Below are 18723 nucleotides of genomic sequence, written 5' to 3'. Positions count from 1 at the left end.
CATAGACTCCGGATCATGAGTGCCGACTACCCGTTGTTCGCCCTCTCAGAGGAGCACCAGGAGATCCGCAAGGCCATCCGCGAGATCTGCGACGCCAAGATCGCGCCGTCCGCGGCCGAGGTCGACGAGGAGGCTCGCTATCCGCAGGAGGCCCACGACGCGTTGGTCGAGACCGACTTCTTCGCGCCGCACGTGCCCGAGGCGTACGGCGGGGTCGGGGCCGACGCGCTCGCGACCGTGCTGGTCATCGAGGAGGTCGCCCGTGCCGACGTCTCGGCGTCGCTGATCCCCGCGGTCAACAAGCTCGGCTCGCTGCCGGTGCAGATCGGTGGCTCCGAGGAGCTCAAGAAGAAGTACCTCGGCAAGCTCGCCGCCGGCGAGGGCAACTTCTCCTACTGCCTCTCCGAGCCCGACGCAGGCTCGGATGCCGCCAACCAGAAGACCCGGGCCGTACGCGACGGCGACTTCTGGGTGCTCAACGGTGTCAAGCGCTGGATCACCAACGCCGGCGTCTCCGACTACTACACCGTGCTCGCGATGACCGACCCTGAGAAGCGCTCGAAGGGCATCTCCGCCTTCGTCGTCGAGAAGTCGGACGAGGGCGTCAGCTTCGGTGCGCCGGAGAAGAAGCTCGGCATCAAGGGCTCGCCCACGCGCGAGGTCTACTTCGACAACGTACGCATCCCCGCCGACCGGATCATCGGCGAGGAGGGCAAGGGCTTCGCCTACGCCATGGCGACCCTCGACCACACCCGCATCACCATCGCCGCCCAGGCCGTCGGTGTCGCTCAGGGTGCCCTCGACTACGCGCTCGGCTACGTCAAGGAGCGCAAGCAGTTCGGCAAGCCGATCGCCGAGTTCCAGGGTCTGGAGTTCATGATCGCCGACATGGGCATGAAGATCGAGGCCGCCCGCCAGCTCACCTACGCGGCCGCCGGTCGCTCCGAGCGCGGCGACAAGGACCTCACCTTCTTCGGCGCCGCCGCCAAGGCGTTCGCCTCCGACGTCGCCATGCAGGTCACCACCGACGCCGTCCAGCTGCTCGGCGGCTACGGCTTCACCCGCGACTACCCGGTCGAGCGGATGATGCGCGACGCCAAGATCACCCAGATCTACGAGGGCACCAACCAGGTGCAGCGGATCGTCATGGCCCGCCAGCTGCTGGCGGGGATCCAGAGCGAGATCTGAGCCGATGGAGCTGAGGGCATGGACCGCCGCGGATGCGGCGGTCCTGCTCGCGGCGTACGACGGGGCGGGGATGTCCACCGAACGTCTCCCCGGCCTCGACACCATCGAGGCCGCCGAACGGGCGATCGCGGCATGGGCGGAGGAAGCCGCGGCCGACAGGGCCCACACCTTCGCCGTCACCAGCGGCGCCGAGATCCTCGGCCAGATGCGGGTCACGACCCAGCTGCGTGCCCACGGCATCGGCTGGATCTCCTACTGGACCCTGGAGGAGCACCGCGGCAAAGGGGTCGGCAGTGCCGGCCTGAAGCTGCTGGCCAGACACTGCTTCGACGAGCTCGACCTCTTCCGCCTCGGGACCGGCCACCGCGTCGACAACCCCGGCTCCTGCCGCGTCGCCACCGCCGCCGGCTTCGTCGTCGAGGGGCAGGAACGCCAGAAGCTCCTCTACGACGGTGTTCGCTACGACACCGAGACCCACGCCAGGTTGGCCACGGACCCCGACCCCACCTGAGCGGCGAGAAGTCACTCCCGCAGGTCGAAGCGTCACTCGTGCAGGTCGAGTCGGCACCTCGGTGCCGACTCGACCTGCACGAGTGACTTCTCGGCTAGTCCTGGACGCGTCCGCGGAGCTGTTTGGTCCGGCTGCGCTGCCGCTTCGCGTCGAGGCGGCGCTCCTTGGACCCGCGGGTGGGTCTGGTGGGGCGTCGCGGGGGAGGCGGGGGCGCGAGCAGGGAACGTACGCGTTCGGCCATGCGCTCGCGGGCGGCGACCCGGTTGCGGTGCTGGGAGCGCTGCTCGTGGGAGACGACCGTGATCGGTCCGCGGGCGCGGGCGAGCAGCCGCGAGCGCTGGGTGTCGTCGAGCACCTTCGACGCGGCCGGGTCCCACTCGAGCTCGACGCGCGAGTCGGTGGTGTTGACCGACTGCCCTCCCGGCCCGGGCGACCTGGAGAAGCGCTCGACCAGCTCGGCGTCGGGGATGTTCAGCCCTTCGGGCAGCCCCGGCCCCGGTGGTACGCGCAGATCCATGCCTCCACGATCTCAGATCGCGGGCGGTCGGATCGACGGGGTCACGCGCTCACCGAGCCGTGCCGTGCACCTCGGTGCGCAGTCGGGCCATGGTGGTGTCGAGATCGGCCGCGGTGCGGGCGGCGTCGCCGAGCTCGTCGCGCAGCGTCGTGGGGACGGTGCCGTCGTACTTGTAGTAGATCGAGTGCTCGACGCTGGCCCAGAAGTCCATCGCGATGGTGCGGATCTGCAGCTCGACAGGCACCTCGACCACCCGGTCGGAGAGATAGACCGGCACCGTGATGATCAGGTGGAGGCTGCGGTAGCCGTTGGCCTTGGGCTCGGCGATGTAGTCCTCGACCTCGACGACCTCAACATCGGACTGACCGCCCAGCATCTCCATGATCCAGTAGACGTCGGAGACGAAAGGGCACACCACCCGGATGCCGGCGATGTCGCGGATCTGCTCCTCGAGCGCGTCGATGGTGAGCGGGCAACCGATCTTGCGCGCCTTGGCGAGCAGGCTCTCGGGCGACTTGAGCCGGGTGCGTACGTGCTCGATCGGGCTGTGGTCGTGGTTGTGCTCGAACTCCTCGCGCAGGATCGCGATCTTGGTCGAGATCTCGTCGATGGCGAACTTGTAGCGCATCCGGAATCTGGTCAGGTCGCGGGTCAGATCTTCACCGCTCGCTTCGACGAGATCCACCAACGTGGTGATCGGATCGGTCGTGGTCATGTCCCCTCCTGAATGATCTCCATCCTTGCAGGCGGCGACAAGGCGGGTGCGAGGGTGCGTCTCTGGGGGCGGCCCGCTAGATTGACACCCCTCGGGGGATAGAGGTCTGATCGGTCTACCCCACGACAAGGACAATCCCCCCACATGCGCATTCTGCTACTCGTCTCAGCGTTCAACGGCCTGACCCAGCGGGTCTGGTGTGATCTGAAGGAGGGCGGCCACGACGTCGGCGTCGTGCTGGCGCCGGTCCACGACGACCCCTCCCTGGTCGCGGCCGTCGACGCCATGGAGCCCGACCTGATCCTGTGCCCCTTCCTCAAGCACCGGGTGCCGGAGGACGTCTGGGGCAGCTATCCGACGGTCGTCATCCACCCGGGCCCGGTCGGCGACCGCGGTCCGTCGTCGCTCGACCACGCGACGCTCGACGCTCGCGACCGCTGGGGCGTCACCGCGCTATCGGCGGTCGAGGCGATGGATGCGGGCCCGGTCTGGGCGACCGTGACGTTCCCGATGCCCGAGGTGCCGATCGCGAAGAGCTCGCTCTACAACGGCCCGGTCGCCGACGCCGCGATGACCTGTGTCGCCGAGGTGCTCCGGATGGTCGAGGCCGGCGAGCAGCCGAAGCCGGCCGAGGAGTGGCCGGTCTCGGTCGAAGGCACCGGCGAGCTGCCTCTGCTGCGCCGCAGAGCCTTCGAGATCGACTGGTCGGCGCCGGCGACCGAGATCGCCCGTCGGATCGCGGCCGCCGACGGTGCGCCGGGCGCTCCGGCGAGCATCGACGGCAGGAGCTACTGCCTCTTCGACGCCGCCACCACGCCGGAGAACCACGGCGTGCCCGGCACCGTCGTCGGGCGCGATGTCGACGCGGTCGCGATCGCCACCGGCGAGGGCACCCTGTGGGTCGGGTATGCCGCCACCCTGGGCGAGAAGAAGCGTGGCCCCAAGCTGCCGGCCGGGTGGGTGCTCGACACCGAGCGCGTGCCCTACAATCCGATGCCGGCGGCGCTCGCCGAGACCACCTACGAGCGTGACGGCGACGTCGGCTACCTCACCATCCGCTCCTACAGCGGCGCGATGCACACCCAGCAGTGCCGTCGGCTCACCGACGCGGTGCGCAAGGCACTCGTCGAGGACACGGCCGTGCTCGTCGTACGCGGCACCGAGCATGCCTTCTCCAACGGCATCCACCTCGGCGTGATCGACGCGGCCCAGGACCCGGCGGCCGAGGCCTGGGACAACATCCGCGCCATCGACGAGCTCTGCCTGGCGATCGCCGAGGCCGAGCAGCTGACTATCGCCGCGTTCACCGCCAACGCCGGCGCCGGCGGTGTCATGGCGGGACTGTGCGCCGACGTCACCGTCGCTCGTGAGGGCGTCGTGCTCAACCCCTATTACGACATGGGCATCTTCGGCTCCGAGCTCCACACCTGGGGCCTGCCGAGCCGGGTCGGCGAGGAGAAGGCCGACGAGCTGCTCGGCGCGAAGCTGCCGATCTCGGCGGCCGAGGCCGTGCGCATCGGCATGATCAGCGACCTCGGCCCGCGCGACCCCGCCGACTTCGACGGGTGGCTGCGCAGCCTGGCCGTCGGTTACACCGAGCCTGATGCGTACGCCCCGGCGCTGGCCGCCCGCGACTCCCGCCGTGCCGGCGCGATGCCGCTGTCCTACTACCAGAGCATCGAGCTCGCCGAGATGGCCCGCGACCTCTTCGAAGACCGCTACGGCTTCAGCGCGAAGCGCACAGCGTTCGTCACCAAGGCCGCCGCCACCGAGACCCCGGCCAAGATCCGCTTCTGACCCGTTCAAGTCTCAGTCGAGAAGTCACTCTCCTGCAGGTCGAGAGGTCGCTTCTGCAGGTCGAGATGGCACGCCCGTGCCATCTCGACCTGCAGAGCTGACGCTTCGACCTGCACGAGTGACTCTTCGGCGATCTCAAGATCCGGGAATCCATAAATAGTTAATCTCGACTGACTTACTCTGGTTTTGACACACCACACCAGAGGAGAGTCATGACGATCCGCCCCACATCTGCGCGTCTCACCGTCGTCGCCGCCGTGCTGGCGACCCTGCTCCTGGGGGTCACCGCTTGTGGTGGTGCCGACGCCGGCAAGGGACCCAAGCTCGCCGCGAACGCGGCGCTTCCCGACAAGATCCCCGACGGCACCGTGCTGCGCCTCGGCATCCCCAACGCCGAGGTCGCCCTGAAGACGTCCGGCCTGATCGACGAGGTCGAGGGCTACGACATCGAGTGGGCCAACATCTCCGGTGGGCCGCAGAGCATCGAGGCGTTCCGTGCCGATGCGCTGGACGCGAGCATCGTCGCCGACATCCCGCCGCTGTTCGCGACCTGGACCGACACCCCGGTCAAGATCGTCGCGGTCACCGAGAACCCGGATCCGCTCGAGAACCCGATCTACGAGCTCGGCGTCTCACCGAAGTCGAAGGTCACGTCGCTGAAGGACCTGAAGGGCAAGAAGATCGCCTACTCGCCCGGTCAGGCCCAGGGTGCGTTGGTGCTCAAGACCCTCGAGGCCGCAGGGCTGACGCAGAAGGACGTCGAGCTGGTCGAGATCCAGAGCGTCGACGACACCTTCGCCAACGCGCTGGCGGCGAACCAGGTCGACGTGGCTCCGCTCGGTGGCACGCAGCTGACCTCCTACCTCGCCAAGTACGAGAGGGACGGCGCCACCTCGATCCGCACCGGCATCCGTGACGACGCCACTCTCATCTACGGACCCGAGGAGACGTTCGAGGACGCCAACAAGGCGGCCGCGTTCAAGCATTTCCTCGGGCTCTGGGTGAAGGCCGAGAAGTGGATCGATGAGCACCCCGACGAGTGGGTCAAGGCCTACTACGTCGATCACGAGGGGCTCAGCTTCAAGGACGGCAAGAAGGTCTTCGAGTCCTCGGGCCAGACCCTCATCCCGCCGAGCTGGGACGGCTTCATCAAGCGCCACCAGGAGACCGCCGACATCCTCGTGAAGGAGCAGGACCAGCCCCAGATCGACGTCGAGGACCTCTACGACCGCCGTTACGAGCCGGTCGTCGCCGAGGCGCTGAAGGGCGGTCAGTGATGGCCACCACCGCAGTCGAAGCGCCGGTCGTCGGCGCCACGCCGGCTCAGAAGAAGACCGACAAGCGAGTCGTACGCCGCCGCCTCGGTCCCGGTCCGCGCATCCCGGGCACGCTGTGGATCGGGCCGCTCCTGCTCCTCGGCCTGTGGGCGCTCGCCTCGGCGACGGGGGTGCTGGATCCGCGTACGCTCTCGGAGCCGTGGGTCGTGGTCGAGACGGCGCAGCAGCTGATCGCCGACGGGCGCCTGCAGGACGCCCTGGCCACCTCGGCCTACCGGGCCTCCCTCGGGCTGGTGATCGGGGTCGGTGTCGGGCTCGTGCTGGCGCTGCTCTCCGGGCTCAGCCGGGTCGGGGAGGCGGTGATCGACGGCCCGGTGCAGGTCAAGCGGGCCATCCCGAGCCTGGCGCTGATGCCGCTGCTGATCCTGTGGCTGGGGATCGGGGAGCCGATGAAGGTGATCACGATCGCCCTCGGCGTACTCATCCCGATCTACATCCACACCCACAACGGTCTGCGCGGCATCGACAGCCGCTACGCGGAGCTGGCCGAGACGGTCAGCCTGGGGCGCGGCGCGTTCGTGCGGCACGTGGTGCTGCCGGGCGCGACGCCGGGGTTCCTGCTCGGGCTGCGGTTCGCGGTGCTCAACGCGCTGCTGTCGCTGGTGGTCGTCGAGCAGGTCAACGCGACCAGCGGCATCGGCCACATGATCACGCTCGCGTCCAGCTACGGCCAGACCGAGATCATCGTCGTCGGCCTGGTCGTCTACGCCCTGCTGGGCCTGGTCGCCGACGGCATCGTCCGCTTCATCGAGAGGAAGGCACTGGCATGGCGACGCACGCTGGAGAGTCACTGAAGGATCGAGCCGTACGCGTCGAGGGGCTGAGCCGCAGCTTCTCGAAGGCAGGAGGTGTGATCAACGGACTCGACCTCACCATCGCCCCGGGCGAGTTCGTGGCGCTGATCGGGCGCTCGGGTTCCGGGAAGTCCACGCTGCTGCGAGCCCTCGCCGGCCTCGACCGCTCCGTCTCGGGCTCGGGGATCGTCGAGGTGCCCGACCGGGTCTCGGTCGTCTTCCAGGACTCCCGGCTGCTGCCGTGGCGGCGGGTGCTGGACAACGTCACGCTGGGGTTGACCGGCTCGGACGCACGTACGCGCGGTCTCGAGGCGCTCTCGGAGGTCGGTCTCGAAGGTCGTGAGCAGGCCTGGCCGCACGAGCTCTCCGGTGGTGAGCAGCAGCGCTCCGCGCTGGCCCGGTCGCTCGTACGCGACCCGCAGCTGCTCCTCGCCGACGAGCCCTTCGGCGCTCTGGACGCGCTGACGCGGATCAAGATGCACAAGCTCCTCAAGAAGCTGTACGCAGCCCACAACCCCGCGATCCTGCTGGTCACCCACGACGTCGACGAGGCGATCGCGCTCGCCGACCGGGTGATCGTGCTGGTCGACGGCGTCGTCGGGTCCGACATCCATGTCGACCTGGGTGAGAAGCGGAGCCCCGGCGACCCACGATTCGCGGCGCTGCGGGCCCGGCTCCTCGCCGAGCTCGGTGTGGTCGAGGACGAGGTGGCCTGATGGGCGCACGACAGCTCCACCTCAACCTGTTCATCCACGACACCGGTCATCACGAGGCATCGTGGCGGCTGCCCTCCTCGGATCCGCACGCCAACCTCTCCCTCGAGGCACACCAGCACCTGGCCCGGGTCGCGGAGGCAGCGAAGTTCGACTCGCTGTTCCTGGCCGACTCCCCGGCGATGTTCGGCGACCCCGGACGAAGGCCCGCCGGGCGGATCGAGCCGACCGTGCTGCTGTCCGCGCTGGCGGTCTCCACCCGCCGGATCGGGCTGATCGCGACGGCCTCGACGTCCTACAACGAGCCCTTCAATCTCGCTCGACGGCTCGCCTCGGTCGACCATCTCTCCGGTGGGCGCGCGGGATGGAACATCGTCACCACCGCCGGGGACGGGGCCGCTCGCAACTTCGGGCTGGAGGGGCAGCCGCTGCACAAGACCCGCTACGAGCGAGCCGACGAGTTCGTCGACGTCGCCACCAAGCTGTGGGACAGCTGGGCCGACGACGCGATCGTGGCCGACAAGGACGCCGGGGTGCACGCGGTCCGTGACCGCGTCCGGGCGATCTCTCACTCTGGGACGCACTTCTCGGTGGACGGGCCGCTCAACCTGCCGCGGTCACCGCAGGGACACCCCCTGCTCGTCCAAGCTGGCTCCTCCGAGGACGGCAAGGAGTTCGCGGCCCGTTGGGCCGAGGCGATCTTCACCGCCCAGCCGACCCTGGCGGAGACCCAGACGTTCTACGCCGACATCAAACGACGGGTGGTCGCTGCCGGACGCAACCCGGACCACGTACTGGTTCTGCCCGGGATCGTCCCGGTCCTGGGCGAGACCGAAGCAGAGGCGCGCGAGCTGGAGGCGGAGCTCGACCGGCTGATCGCGCCGGAGTACGCCCTCGCCCAGCTCACTCAGCTGCTCCGGGTCTCGTCCGATCGACTCTCGCTGGACGAGGAGCTGCCCGCCGAACTGCCGTCGGAGGACTCGATCGAGGGGGCGAAGAGCCGTTACACCCTCATCGTCGACTGGGCCCGGCGTGATCGGCTCACCGTGCGCGAGCTGATCGGGAAGCTCGGAGGCGGGCGCGGGCACCGCACCGTCGCGGGAACCCCTGTTCAGATCGCCGACACCATCCAGCACTACTTCGAGAACGGTGCCGCGGACGGGTTCAACATCATGCCCGCCGTCCTGCCGTCCGGGCTCGACGCCTTCGCCCGGTCTGTCGTTCCGATCCTGCAGGAGCGTGGGCTCTTCCGGACGGAGTACTCCGGGGTCACTCTTCGGGATCACTACGGGCTGCCGCGGCCGGGGGATCGGCCTGATCTGGGGGTTGAGGGGGTCGCTTCTTAGGGGGGCGAGGGTTTCTCGGGTCCTCGGGTTCTCGCGCCCTCGGTGGTCGAGCTTGTCGAGACCACCCAAGCCCTCCGGTGGTCGAGCTTGTCGAGACGACCCCAGGCCTCCGGTGGTCGAGCTTGTCGAGACCACTCCCTGCCGGGAACCTCCCTCGACAAGCCAGCCTGGGCCGCCGACCCGTCTCGGAGGGTCTTCTCGATGAACCCCGGAGTCAAGGACGGGCCTACGGCCCGCCGGCTACGCCGGCCGCTACGCGGTCCTGGACACCGGGATCCATCGAGAAAAGACTTGGCTGGTTATCGGGGCGACGGCCCGGGTGTGGCGCGTGGTTCTGGTGCTTGTTTCTGCTGGGGTTGTTGGGGGCGGAGGGTGGCCCTTCGGGCCACTTACCATCCACAGAGCCGACGGCGTTCGCTGGTCGCGCAAACAGTGTCTGACCTGCAGAAATAGATGGTCAAATGGGTTGGGTCGGGAGTAGAATCAGGAGCATTACGGGACCTCTTTGAGAGGAGGGCAGCGATGAGCTTGGAACACGGGACCAACCACTGGGGTACCAACCCCAACGACCCTATCCAGACCGCTGTTGCTGCCATCGAGACCGCGATCGGTGACCTGCTCGCGATGGACCCGATCTATTGGCGCACCAGCCAGAAGAAACACCTCCTGACACAGCTCGAGAAACTCCGGGCCCAACAAGACGCGTTGATGCTGCGGGTCCTCGCTGTCTCCGGTGACATCGCCGAGGAGACCGGCGACAAAGACGCCTCCGCCTGGATACGCGCCGAGCTCCTCCTCGACAAAGGCACCGCCCGAGCACAGATCAAACTCGCCACTGCGGTCTCCAAGCAGGACCTCGTCGCCGCCGGCCTGGCTGCGGGGGAGATCTCCCAGGACAAGGCGAGGGTGATCACCAAGACCCTCGACAACATCGCAGCCAACCCGACCGCCACCAGTGAGGACCTGATCCTCGCGGAGAAGTTGCTGGTCGACTACGCCACCCGCCTGACCGCCAAAGAGCTGCAGATCGTGGGTCGGCGGATCCTGCGTGAGATCGACCCTGCCCGGTTTGAGGACGCAGAAGCCAAAGCCCTCCTCGCCGAGGAAGAACGGGCCCGGCAGAAGACCGCGCTGCGGGTGTGGGACAACCACGACGGCACCATCGGATTCAACGGGATCCTCCCGATCTCGATCGGGATGCGGTTCAAGACCCAGGTCGAGGCCTGGGCCCAACCCCGCAAACAGCGACTCGTCGACAAGGGTGTCTCGCTGCCACCATGGGAACGACTCATGGGCCAAGGGTTCACCCGGCTGATCGAGACCATCGACCCCGACGCCCTGCCCCGCCACGGCGGGGATGCGACCGTGGTCAACGTGGTGATCTTCCTCGAGGAGCTCCGCAAAGAACTCGGCACCGCCACCCTGGGGTTCGACGAGACCAACGGGCACACGATCACCGCTGCCGAGGCACGGACGATGGCCTGCAACGCCACCATCATCCCCTGGGTCCTCGGTAGCGACGGCCAGGTCCTCGATGCGGGCCGCTCGAGCAGGTTCTTCCAACCGATCCAGCGCAAGGCACTCCGGTTGCAGCAGAAGTGCTGCCAAGCCGAAGGCTGCGACATGCCGCCCGAGTGGTGCGACGCCCACCACCTGACCGCTTGGGCACTCGGCGGGAGAACGGACCTGAAGGACGGGGTCCTGCTCTGTCCTCATCACCACCGCCTGGCCCACGCTCCCGGGTATGTCCATGAACGGCTACCGGACGGCACGATCCGGTTCACCCGCCGCCCCTAAACCGGCCCCGGGCACGCGGCGGGTCGGGAAGCGGCCAGGCACCAGGCCGACCTGCAGTGTCCAACTCGCCCCGCTAGCCGACAGCTAACCCTCGAGACGTGGACCAGGCCGTCCATCGGTGCTCAAACCTGTCGACCCGGTGTTGCAGTGGCCCAGAGGACCGCGCCCACATTCGGCACGCCGGCATTCAACCTCCCGCAGCCGTGCCCGCAGGCCGTTCCTGCACGATGCAGACCAGCTGCTCCGCAACCGCGTTGTACCAACCGCGCTGGACCGGCCGGGACGCTCGTCGCGTTCCGCTCAGCGAACGACGTCGGGTGTCATCAGGTCCTGGTTGTCCTCGGTCCATTGGGCCATGCGGTCCTGGCGTACGGCGGGCCAGAGGTCGCTGGAGGGGTCGAGGTGTACGACGGACTGGTCGCCGACCATGCCGGTGCCGTTGGTGGGGACGGTGAGGTAGTTGATGTCGGCGGTGCGCAGGTTGCGGAGCGAGACGGCGAGCCTTGCCATCTGCGTCGTGGACCAGTCGTCGTCGACGGAGGCGTGTTTCGCGAAGAGGTCGAGGAGGTCGAGGACCTGGTCGGGGTTGGTGCGCAGCTCCTGGGCGAGGGCCTGTTCGAGCAGCGTACGGAAGAAGGCCTGTTGGCGGGCCACGCGGTCGAGGTCGCCGTCCTGGAGGCCGTAGCGCTGGCGTACGTAGAGCAGGGCGTGCTCGCCGTCGAGGTGGTGGCGCCCGGCCTCCCAGCGGACCCCGCGGGCGGAGTCGTAGACAGTTTCCGGGATGTCGATGTCGACGCCGCCGACGGCGTCGGTCAGGGCTTTGAAGCCTTCCCAGTCGACGACGGCGAGATGGTCGATGCGTACGTCGGTCATCGTCTCGACGGTCTCGACCGTGAGGCTGGGGCCACCGAAGGAGTAGGCCCAGCTGACCTTGCCCTTCCCATGGCCGGGGATGTCGACCCAGGAGTCGCGCGGGATCGAGATCACCGATGCGGCGCGGCGGTCGCCGTCGAGGTGGACGAGCAGCATGGTGTCCGAGCGTGCCTGCCCGGGTTTCCAGCCGGGCGCCTCGGCACCGGTGGTGGCCGTCTCGGACCGGGTGTCGGTGCCGAGGACCAGGATGTTCATCGCGTCCGCGGCGGCGCCGGTGGTGGGCTTGGACGGCCGGTCGGTGAGCCCGGTGAAGGTGTCGGGGAGACGCTGGATGTTTCCCTCCACCTTCGCCTGGAGCCACAGGATGCCGGCCAGAGAGGCGACGCCGAGCAGGAGGACGCACACCAGCAGACCGATCAACGGCTTGCGGGCCCGACCGCGCCAGCCCGTGGTGGTCCCGTCCGAGGCCTCCGACCGTGGTGGCACAGGCGGGTGATCGAGGAAGGCCATCCCAGTATGGGACTGGTGAGCCCCCGTGCATTTGCCCGGGATGCTCGCCATTACTCAATTTCAGGCACCACTCGGTAACGGCTGGTAATCAAAAATAGGTAGCCGATACCCCCGGCCGCTTGGTTGAGTATGGTCGCTTTGCTGTACGGCGCTGGATCTGCCGGCCTGTGAAGACCGGTATCAAGCGTGTTGGCGTTACGCCGCGTTCGGGGGCACGCGACAAGGGACCGCTCGAGATGTCATCGGGGAGTGGTCCGGCGACTGAAGAGAAAGTGACCCCGGGGAGAGCTGTGTCAATGTCAAGAGTCGGTGCGGACGAACGCGCCCGACTGCACGAGGTCGCCTCCGCGCTGGCTGGTATCCGCGCTGCGACCACCCTGCTGAACACGCCCGGAGACATGGGCGACGAGCGTCGGGCCGCGATGGCGGCGATGGTGCAGGGCGAGCTGGAGCGGCTCGAGCGGATGGTTCAGGAACGGCAGGACTCCACCGCGCCGTCGTCCCCGGAGCGCCCGGCCGACGAGACCGAGGTGATCGACCTCGACGCCGTCGTCGGCACGCTGGTCCTCGCCCACGCGGCCAAGGGCACCGAGGTCGATTGGCGGCCCAGCCGGATGCTCGCGCTGGGCGACGCGGACCAGATGACCGAAGCCCTCAACGTGCTTCTCGACAATGCCGCATCTCACGGTGGCGGGTCCGCCCGGATCGAGATCGGCGCCCCCGACCCCCGTCAGACCTCGGTCGAGATCTCGGTCACCGACAACGGGCCGGGCATCGCCCCGGAGCTTCGCAGGCGGGTCTTCGCATGGGGTGTCAAGGGCCCGCGGTCCGCCGGCCAGGGCATCGGCCTCCACCTCGCGCGCGACCTGATGGAGCGCCAGGGTGGCTATCTCGAGCTCGTCGAGGCCGAGGATCGCACCACGTTCGTCCTCGGGATTCCGATGCTCGGCCGTGCCGATGAGCGCGACACCTCGGGAAGACGCAGTGGCGTCGCCGCGTAGACGGGTGAAAGTGGTCATCGTCGAGGACCACACCCTCTTCGCCGAGTCCCTGGAGCTCGCCCTCACCCTCGAGGGATATGACGCCCACCGCGTCGACCTGCCGGACGTGCCTCCGTCCGAGGCCAAGCTCCACTCACTGATCATGCGCACCCAGCCCCGCATCGTGCTGCTCGACCTCGATCTGGGGCAGCACGGATCGGGCGTACGCCTCATCGCGCCGCTCGCTCGGGCCGGGGCGGACGTCGTGGTCGTGACGGGTGCGACCGACCGGACCAGATGGGGTCACGCCCTCCACGCCGGGGCCAGGACCGTGCTGCCCAAGACCGTGCCACTGGGCGAGATCCTGGGGACGGTGCGCCGGCTCAACTACGGCCTGAGCGTGCTCGACGTCGAGGAGCGTGAGCGTCTGATCGGCGCCTGGGTCGGGCAGGAACAGAACCTCATCGAGATCCGCGACCGGCTTACTCAGCTCTCCCGGAAGGAGTCCCAGGTGCTCGAGCACCTGATGGGCGGCTTCACGGTCGGTGACATCGCCAAGCTCCGAGTCGTCTCCGAAGCCACGGTGCGTACGCAGGTGAAATCGATCCTCGCCAAGCTCGGTGTCTCCTCGCAGATCGCAGCCGTCAGCATGGCCCACAAGGCCGAGTGGCGGGCCGCCTGAGCCTCGGCTCGAAGGCGACCGGTCGGCCGCGTACTCAATTTCAGGCAGCCTCTTCTGACGGCCGGCCAAGCGTCGGTGGACCCGTGGGACGTTGCGGGAGCCGGGAAACTGTCCCGGACCTAGCATCCCGGGGGACGGGCCATCTTGAACACCGCCGACTTTCTTCTCGAGCAAGCGCCCGAGGACTCGATCGCGCTCTGCGAGTCGGGTCGCGACTACACCTATGCCGAGCTGCGGGCAGGAGTGTCCGCGCTCACCGAACGGCTCACCCCGCTCGGCCTCACCCCCGGCGCATCGGTCGGGATCATCGCTCCCAACGGACTGTTCTGGGTCTCGGCCTATCTCGCCGCGCTCCGGCTGGGTCTGGTCGTCGTGCCCCTGGCATCCACGTTGCCGCCCGACGAGGTGGTGGCCAGGACGCAGTGGGTCGGCGCGGACGCGCTCCTCGTCGGCCGGTCTCAGCTGAACACCCTGCGACATCTGCTTCCGGCCGGCTTCCCCATCCTCGTGGAGGACCGGCTGGTCCCGAGCCCGCGGAAGACGCCCCCGGTCCAGCTGTCCCCATCGGTCGATGTCGCCCCGGACCAGGACGCCCTCTACATGTTCACCTCCGGCACCACGGGCGAGCCACGAGCGGTCAGGATCACGCATCGCAACATCCAGGCGAACACCGACTCGATCCTTGCCTACCTCGGCGTGAGGCAGCACGACCGGATGCTCGTGGTGCTGCCCTTCACATACGTCTTCGGGCTCTCGTTGCTGCACACCCATCTGCGCACCGGTGCGGCGATGGTCATGCAGTCGAGCTTCGTCTTTCCGCAGGCCGTGGTCGAGCGGATGATCACCGAGCGCTGCACCGGATTCGCCGGAGTGCCCTCGACGTTCGGGATGCTGCTGCGCAACAGCACGTTCGGCGACCGCGCGCTGCCGGCGCTGCGGACGATCCAGCAGGCAGGCGGACGGTTGGCCCCGGCGCTGCTCGAGCAGATGGCGAAGGCGCAGCCGCAGGCGAAGGTGTTCGTGATGTACGGAGCGACCGAGGCCACCGCGCGGCTCGCCTATCTTCCGCCCGAGGAGCTGAGCAGGCGGCCGGGGTCGATCGGCCGCGGCATTCCGGGCGTCGACCTGAGGGTGCTCGACGAGGACGGAATCCCGGTCGGGCCCCACCAGGTGGGCGAGATCTGGGCCAGCGGCGCGAACATCTCGCCCGGCTATCTCGATGATCCCGAGGCCACGGCCCGCAAGATGCCCGGCGGGATGCTGCGCACGGGTGATCTGGCGGAGGTCGACGAGGACGGCTTCGTCTACGTCGTCGACCGGGTCGAGGACTTCATCAAGTCGTGGGGCCACCGGATCGCGAGCCAGGACGTCGAGTCGGCGGCGCTCTACCTGCCCGACGTCGTCGCGGCCGCTGCTGTCGGCATCCCGGACGAGGCGGCCGGAGAGCGGGTCGAGCTGGTCGTGGTGCGACGGCGCGGATCGGATCTGCGCGTGGGCGACGTGCTGGCGCACTGTCGCGGGCGGCTGGCCAAGCACATGGTCCCCGAGGTGGTCCGCTTCGTCGACGAGCTGCCGCTCAACGCGAACGGAAAGGTCGTCAAGCGCGACGTACGCGCGATGTGTCTGAAGGAAAGCGGAATGAGAGCAGCGAAGGTGAGTTGAGTGGTGTCGATCAGAAAGGTCCCCCGATCGGTCAAGCTGCTGGTCGGCGTGTGGTCCGGAGTGCTGGTGGTCGCGGTCGCGTTGGCCACGGCGTGGTTGGTGAGGAGCCCAGGAATGAACGAGCCGGTCGCGGTCGAGAACCCGTCGGAGTCGGAGCTGCAGGTCGCCGGGAAGACGACGGTGCTCTTCGGGCACCAGTCGGTCGGGGTGAACATCCTCGACGGAGTCGCCGGCGTCTACGCCGCCAACGATGTGGACGCCCCCACGGTCGAGGAGGTCGCGGGTTCGAGCGACGCCACCTTCAGGCACGTGTTCGTCGGGAGGAACGGAGATCCGTTCGGCAAGTTCGACTCCTTCGCCGCCGTGATGGGCGGGCCGGCCGGCGAGGAGGTGGATGTGGCGCTGATGAAGCTCTGCTACGTCGACATCAACGCCACCACCGATGTCGAGGCCGTCTTCGACGCCTATGTGGCGATGATGGCCGAGGTCGAGGCCGCGCACCCGGACACCCGGTTCCTCTACACGACGGCGGCGCTGACCTCCGACCGGAACCTGAAGGGTCGGGTGAAGGCGGCGCTCGGCCGCGGTGACCGGATGGGGCCCGCCGACAACGTCGCCCGCGAGCGCTACAACGCGATGATCAGGGAGAAGTACGCAGCCACCGGCCGCCTCGTCGACATCGCCGCCGCGGAGTCGGCGGGCACCGACAAGCGCAGCCACGACGGCAGCTCCTACTACGTCCTGAACAAGAACCTGACCTTCGACCGGGGACATCTCAACGAGACCGGCTCCCGTGCTGTCGCGTCCGAGCTCCTCAAGGCGGTCGCGGCGCACAGTCCCGTCGCCTGAAGCCGGACCTAGGGCGATGATCATGCGATGAGCCTGCGCGGGGTCGGGATCGACGTCGCCGACATCAGACGGTTCGCGCGGCTCCTGGCGATGCGCGGCTCCGGGTTCGCGGTCCGGTGGTTCACCGAGGCCGAGATCGCCCAGTGCATGGCGACCGCGACCCCGGCCACGGCCTTCGCGATGAGGTACGCAGCCAAGGAGGCCGTCTGGAAGGCACTCGGTCCCGGCGAATGGTCGGGCTCGTTGCCGTGGCGCGGGATCAGCGTGCTGGAAGGTCCTTCCGGCCAGCTGGAGGTCACCCTCGACGGACCCGCCGCCGAGCTGGCGGCTCTGGGAGGAGTCACCGTGGTGCGCGTCGCGACCGTCCCCGGGCCCAAGATGGCCATCGCCACCGCGATGGCCGAGGGCGCCCCGATCCGATGACCCTCCGCGGATGGGGCGTCAGGCGGTTGGAGGGTCCGGTCGCTGCCGTCGTCCGCGCCGGATCTCGGTGTCGAGGGCGTCGAGGTGCTGGGTCCAGAAGCGGCGGAACTGGTTGAGCCAGGCGTCGACCTCGGCCATCGGCCCGGTGTCGATGGAGTAGATCCGGCGGGTGCCGTCGGGGCGTACGCTGGCGAAACCGTGCTCGCGCAGGACCTTGAGCTGCATCGAGACCGCAGGCTGGCGGATGCCGAACTCGGCCGAGATCGTGTCGACGACCTCGCCCGAGGTGAGGTCGCCGGAGGCCAGGAGCTCGAGGATGCGGCGGCGGACGGGGTCGCCGAGGACGTCGAAGGCGTGCAAGCGGGCTACTCCGGCATCGCGGTGTAGGCGGCGACGCACCGCTCACCCGCGGCGCGGGCCTGGTCCGCGTCGGTGCCGAAGGCGATGTCGGCCTCGACCCAGGCCGCCGCGGAGCCCTTGGTGTGCTCGATCATCGCCGGCAGCGCCTCGGGCGACATCGGGTCCATCTTCTCGGCGTCGGGGGCAGTCAGGTGGAGGGCGAGGCCGAGCAGCATCTGCTCCCACCCGATGCCGACTGCGCTGGGGCCGAACTCCTTCCACTGCTCCGGGGGAACCGGGGCGGAGTGCTCGAGCCTGAGCAGCGTACGGCCACCGGAGGCGGACAGGGTCGCGTCGACCCAGGACATCATGTCGCCGTAGGCCCAGGTGATCGAGAGCAGCTTCGGCCGGTCGCAGACGAGGATCTCGCCGCCGGCGTTGCCCTCGAGCTGGTAGCGGCCGCCGACCTCGAAGTCGCCGGTCACAGGCATCAGCCAGCGCGGGATGCGCTCCTTGGTGGTCAGCGCGTCCCAGACCTCGTCCGGGTCGGCGTCGTAGGACCGCTCGACGACGAGGACGCGCAGCTCCTCGCCGTCGCGGGTCGCGGTGGTCAGTGCGCGGTTCACCGCGCCGAGGTGGTCTGCGGGGATGAAGGGTGGAGTCGTCATGCCCGCGACCTTATATCAAGAGATCTTGATATTCAACGCAACCTCGTCGACCAGCATCGGCGCGGCGTGGAGGTAGGCGGTCGTACGTCGCTTCTGCTCGATGTCGCGGTAGACGCGTTCGACCTGCTCGAGCGTGAGGCCGGTGGCCTCGGTGACCTGCTCGACCGGGATGCCGTTGTTGATGGCGTACAGGCACAGGTCCATGCGCTGGTAGGGGAGCGAGAAGTAGAACTCCTCCTGGGACTGCGGCATGGAGTAGGTGTCGGTGGTCGACGGGCGTTCCTGGATCTCGGTCGGCACCCCGAGGTAGGAAGCCAGCGCATAGACCTGGGACTTGTACAGATGCGCGATCGGCTTGACGTCCGCGGCGCCGTCGCCGAGCTTCACGAAGAAGCCCTGGTCGTACTCCAACCGGTTGGGGGTGCCCGCGACGAGGTAGTTGAGGCGGTCGGCGTGGAAGTACTCCAGCATCTTGCGGGTGCGCTGCTTGAAGTTGGTCGCGGCGACGATCTCCAGGTAGGCCGAGGTGGTCAGCCGATGGCTCGTGGTCGTGCCGTCGGGTGCCTGGACAACGACCGAGTAGATGCGGAACGCGTCGGAGTCGACCACGCTCGGCAGCACGATCTTCGACTTCCAGCCGGGGCCGTAGTCCGGCACGACCGAGGCGATCGCGGCGTCGCGGCGGCGGTAGCAGCCGGTCGCCTCCAGCACCGGGGAGATGTCCTCGAGCACCGAGTCGATGCCGAGGGAGTCGGTCAGCTTCGTGCTGAAGCCGAGGGTGTCGTCGGAGGACTCCGACTCGGGCATGTGCAGGCCGAAGACCCGCTCCGGACCGAGCGCGCGTACGGCCAGTGCCGCCACGACGCTGGAGTCGATGCCGCCCGAGACCGCCACCACCACGCCCTTGCGCCTGTTCCGCAGCGCGTAGGACTGGATCATCTCGCCGATCCTGGCGACCTCGGCCGCCTCGTCGAAGGCCAGGGTCTCCAGGCCGAATGTCGCTGTCATCTGTTTTCCTGTCA

General features: G+C 68.5%; 19 protein-coding genes. 13 read left to right on the top strand and 6 right to left on the bottom strand.

Going from position 1 to position 18723, the window contains the following annotated elements; genetic code table 11:
- The first annotated feature begins 15 nt into the window (after positions 1-15).
- Together FB381_RS19490 and FB381_RS19485 are read left to right on the top strand one after the other, a co-directional pair.
- Positions 16-1188, top strand: coding sequence for an acyl-CoA dehydrogenase family protein (locus tag FB381_RS19490; protein WP_141781812.1), 1173 nt, complete (start codon positions 16-18; stop codon positions 1186-1188).
- Positions 1189-1192: 4 nt separating this feature from the next.
- Entirely contained in the window at positions 1193-1699 is a 507-nt protein-coding gene (locus FB381_RS19485) for a GNAT family N-acetyltransferase (protein WP_141781811.1), read from the top strand.
- Positions 1700-1793: 94 nt separating this feature from the next.
- Here FB381_RS19485 and arfB read toward each other — a convergent pair whose 3' ends face one another.
- Entirely contained in the window at positions 1794-2216 is a 423-nt protein-coding gene (gene arfB / locus FB381_RS19480; protein WP_141781810.1) for an alternative ribosome rescue aminoacyl-tRNA hydrolase ArfB, read from the bottom strand.
- 49 nt (positions 2217-2265) lie between these two features.
- Positions 2266-2931 carry a GTP pyrophosphokinase gene (locus FB381_RS19475; protein WP_141781809.1) on the bottom strand — a complete coding sequence of 222 codons (666 nt, stop codon included), beginning with the start codon at positions 2929-2931 and terminating at the stop codon, positions 2266-2268.
- A gap of 144 nt (positions 2932-3075) precedes the next feature.
- Here FB381_RS19475 and FB381_RS19470 point away from each other — a divergent pair, with 144 nt between their 5' ends.
- From FB381_RS19470 to FB381_RS19445, 6 genes are all read left to right on the top strand, one after another.
- Positions 3076-4728 carry an enoyl-CoA hydratase-related protein gene (locus FB381_RS19470; RefSeq protein WP_141781808.1) on the top strand — a complete coding sequence of 551 codons (1653 nt, stop codon included), beginning with the start codon at positions 3076-3078 and terminating at the stop codon, positions 4726-4728.
- 212 nt (positions 4729-4940) lie between these two features.
- Positions 4941-6005: an ABC transporter substrate-binding protein gene (locus tag FB381_RS19465; protein ID WP_141781807.1), complete on the top strand. Its 1065-nt coding sequence runs from the start codon at positions 4941-4943 to the stop codon at positions 6003-6005.
- Positions 6005-6859: an ABC transporter permease gene (locus FB381_RS19460; protein ID WP_246088209.1), complete on the top strand. Its 855-nt coding sequence runs from the start codon at positions 6005-6007 to the stop codon at positions 6857-6859. The genes FB381_RS19465 and FB381_RS19460 overlap by 1 nt, the downstream gene beginning before the upstream one ends.
- Positions 6832-7575 carry an ABC transporter ATP-binding protein gene (locus FB381_RS19455; protein WP_141781805.1) on the top strand — a complete coding sequence of 248 codons (744 nt, stop codon included), beginning with the start codon at positions 6832-6834 and terminating at the stop codon, positions 7573-7575. Before FB381_RS19460 ends, FB381_RS19455 begins: the two co-directional genes overlap by 28 nt.
- The gene (locus FB381_RS19450) at positions 7575-8918 is read left to right on the top strand and encodes an LLM class flavin-dependent oxidoreductase (RefSeq protein WP_141781804.1); all 1344 of its coding nucleotides are present in this window, start codon (positions 7575-7577) and stop codon (positions 8916-8918) included. The genes FB381_RS19455 and FB381_RS19450 overlap by 1 nt, the downstream gene beginning before the upstream one ends.
- 522 nt (positions 8919-9440) lie before the next feature.
- The gene (locus FB381_RS19445; protein ID WP_141781803.1) at positions 9441-10715 is read left to right on the top strand and encodes an HNH endonuclease signature motif containing protein; all 1275 of its coding nucleotides are present in this window, start codon (positions 9441-9443) and stop codon (positions 10713-10715) included.
- Positions 10716-11015: 300 nt separating this feature from the next.
- On the opposite strand, the gene FB381_RS19440 is transcribed toward FB381_RS19445, so the two are convergent.
- Entirely contained in the window at positions 11016-12098 is a 1083-nt protein-coding gene (locus tag FB381_RS19440; RefSeq protein WP_141781802.1) for an LCP family protein, read from the bottom strand.
- 296 nt (positions 12099-12394) lie between these two features.
- Here FB381_RS19440 and FB381_RS19435 point away from each other — a divergent pair, with 296 nt between their 5' ends.
- The 5 genes from FB381_RS19435 to FB381_RS19415 all read left to right on the top strand — a co-directional run bounded on the left by FB381_RS19435 (position 12395) and on the right by FB381_RS19415 (position 16694).
- Positions 12395-13099: a sensor histidine kinase gene (locus FB381_RS19435; RefSeq protein WP_141781801.1), complete on the top strand. Its 705-nt coding sequence runs from the start codon at positions 12395-12397 to the stop codon at positions 13097-13099.
- Between the two features lie 10 nt (positions 13100-13109).
- Positions 13110-13760: a LuxR C-terminal-related transcriptional regulator gene (locus FB381_RS19430; RefSeq protein WP_246088208.1), complete on the top strand. Its 651-nt coding sequence runs from the start codon at positions 13110-13112 to the stop codon at positions 13758-13760.
- Between the two features lie 144 nt (positions 13761-13904).
- On the top strand, positions 13905-15422 hold the full coding sequence (locus FB381_RS19425; RefSeq protein WP_141781799.1) for a class I adenylate-forming enzyme family protein: 1518 nt from the start codon (positions 13905-13907) through the stop codon (positions 15420-15422).
- 3 nt (positions 15423-15425) lie between these two features.
- Positions 15426-16271, top strand: coding sequence for an SGNH/GDSL hydrolase family protein (locus tag FB381_RS19420; RefSeq protein ID WP_141781798.1), 846 nt, complete (start codon positions 15426-15428; stop codon positions 16269-16271).
- Positions 16272-16298: 27 nt separating this feature from the next.
- Positions 16299-16694, top strand: a complete 396-nt coding sequence (locus FB381_RS19415) for a holo-ACP synthase (RefSeq protein WP_141781797.1) — start codon at positions 16299-16301, stop codon at positions 16692-16694.
- A gap of 18 nt (positions 16695-16712) precedes the next feature.
- Here the strand turns inward: FB381_RS19415 and FB381_RS19410 are convergent, their stop codons facing one another.
- From FB381_RS19410 to nadE, 3 genes are read right to left on the bottom strand one after another with little or no spacing between them, the layout of a single operon-like run.
- Positions 16713-17054 carry an ArsR/SmtB family transcription factor gene (locus tag FB381_RS19410; RefSeq protein ID WP_141781796.1) on the bottom strand — a complete coding sequence of 114 codons (342 nt, stop codon included), beginning with the start codon at positions 17052-17054 and terminating at the stop codon, positions 16713-16715.
- A 5-nt stretch (positions 17055-17059) separates the two neighbouring features.
- On the bottom strand, positions 17060-17701 hold the full coding sequence (locus FB381_RS19405; protein WP_141781795.1) for an SRPBCC family protein: 642 nt from the start codon (positions 17699-17701) through the stop codon (positions 17060-17062).
- A gap of 15 nt (positions 17702-17716) precedes the next feature.
- Positions 17717-18709, bottom strand: a complete 993-nt coding sequence (gene nadE, locus FB381_RS19400; protein ID WP_246088207.1) for an NAD(+) synthase — start codon at positions 18707-18709, stop codon at positions 17717-17719.
- Positions 18710-18723: the final 14 nt, after the last annotated feature.

The organism is Nocardioides albertanoniae, assembly GCF_006716315.1.
GTDB classification, from domain to species: Bacteria; Actinomycetota; Actinomycetes; order Propionibacteriales; family Nocardioidaceae; genus Nocardioides; species Nocardioides albertanoniae.
The sequence above is the reverse complement of the archived record's forward strand: the minus strand, read 5'-3'. Positions and strand labels throughout refer to the sequence as shown.

Coding starts and splice junctions, on each gene's coding strand:
- FB381_RS19490 (WP_141781812.1), top strand. CDS start 16: ATGAGTGCCGACTACCCGTTGTTCGCCCTCTCAGAGGAGCACCAGGAG.
- FB381_RS19485 (WP_141781811.1), top strand. CDS start 1,193: ATGGAGCTGAGGGCATGGACCGCCGCGGATGCGGCGGTCCTGCTCGCG.
- arfB (WP_141781810.1), bottom strand. CDS start 2,216: ATGGATCTGCGCGTACCACCGGGGCCGGGGCTGCCCGAAGGGCTGAAC.
- FB381_RS19475 (WP_141781809.1), bottom strand. CDS start 2,931: ATGACCACGACCGATCCGATCACCACGTTGGTGGATCTCGTCGAAGCG.
- FB381_RS19470 (WP_141781808.1), top strand. CDS start 3,076: ATGCGCATTCTGCTACTCGTCTCAGCGTTCAACGGCCTGACCCAGCGG.
- FB381_RS19465 (WP_141781807.1), top strand. CDS start 4,941: ATGACGATCCGCCCCACATCTGCGCGTCTCACCGTCGTCGCCGCCGTG.
- FB381_RS19460 (WP_246088209.1), top strand. CDS start 6,005: ATGGCCACCACCGCAGTCGAAGCGCCGGTCGTCGGCGCCACGCCGGCT.
- FB381_RS19455 (WP_141781805.1), top strand. CDS start 6,832: ATGGCGACGCACGCTGGAGAGTCACTGAAGGATCGAGCCGTACGCGTC.
- FB381_RS19450 (WP_141781804.1), top strand. CDS start 7,575: ATGGGCGCACGACAGCTCCACCTCAACCTGTTCATCCACGACACCGGT.
- FB381_RS19445 (WP_141781803.1), top strand. CDS start 9,441: ATGAGCTTGGAACACGGGACCAACCACTGGGGTACCAACCCCAACGAC.
- FB381_RS19440 (WP_141781802.1), bottom strand. CDS start 12,098: ATGGCCTTCCTCGATCACCCGCCTGTGCCACCACGGTCGGAGGCCTCG.
- FB381_RS19435 (WP_141781801.1), top strand. CDS start 12,395: ATGTCAAGAGTCGGTGCGGACGAACGCGCCCGACTGCACGAGGTCGCC.
- FB381_RS19415 (WP_141781797.1), top strand. CDS start 16,299: ATGAGCCTGCGCGGGGTCGGGATCGACGTCGCCGACATCAGACGGTTC.
- FB381_RS19405 (WP_141781795.1), bottom strand. CDS start 17,701: ATGACGACTCCACCCTTCATCCCCGCAGACCACCTCGGCGCGGTGAAC.
- nadE (WP_246088207.1), bottom strand. CDS start 18,709: ATGACAGCGACATTCGGCCTGGAGACCCTGGCCTTCGACGAGGCGGCC.